Raw genomic sequence first — 801 nt, forward strand, 5'->3', positions numbered from 1 at the left:
CTCGACGCGGTGGAGGCGGCGGCGGAGGAGGCGTACGGCTACCGGAAGGTGTGAGCGGCGGCCGGGGACGAACGACGGCGGCACGGGTCACCGCTCCCGCGCCGTCTCGCCGCTCTCCTGCGCCGTCCCGTCGTCGTCCTCCCGGACCGTCTGTCCGCTCTCCCGCGCCGTCTCGCCGTTCTTCCGCGCCGTCCGGCCGGCGAGCAGTCGGCGCGCCAGCCGTTCGCCGGTCGCCACGGCGGCCGCGTGGTCCTCGATGGCGTCGATCCGGGAGTGCTTGAAGACGATGTAGGTCACGCCCGAGCCCACGCCGCCGGTGCTGGGGTCGGCGGGGATGCCCAGGCGCCGGGCGGCGGCGTACGAGGCCTCGCCGATGATGTCGTACGGCCCGATGTCGCCCACGACCGCGTACTCCACGCGGTCCCGGTAGACGACGGCCGCGACCGACCCCCCGCCCACGCCGTGGGCGTGGTGGTCCCAGATGCGGCTCACGGCGGGCAGGACGACGTACGGCAGCCGCTCGGCGTTGAGGCGGTGGCCGTTGGACTGCGCATAGGCCGCACCCGGGGAGAAGTGCGGGTCGGTGCGGCGGTTGCAGCGGGCGGTGGGCCGTCCGTCGCAGTCGATGTCCATGTCGGCCTTCCAGAAGACGGCTCCGCGCAGCCCGCAGACCGGGACGGTGGCGGGCGCACCGGCGTCGAGCCGGTAACGGCCGCGGGAGACCGGTCTGCAGCGCCGCACCAGGGCCAGCAGGTCGGCGGCACGGACAGGACCGGCATCGTCGCGTCGGGCCGCCGGCGC

The 801-nt window shown here is 75.7% G+C and carries 1 protein-coding gene; it reads right to left on the reverse strand.

Annotated features, from left to right (window positions below):
- Positions 1–87: 87 nt before the first annotated feature.
- A partial coding sequence (locus tag C1I97_RS38190) for a glycoside hydrolase family 75 protein (protein ID WP_111007393.1) occupies positions 88–801 on the reverse strand: 714 nt, incomplete at its 5' end.

Source organism: Streptomyces sp. NTH33, assembly GCF_003236365.1.
Lineage (GTDB): Bacteria > Actinomycetota > Actinomycetes > Streptomycetales > Streptomycetaceae > Streptomyces.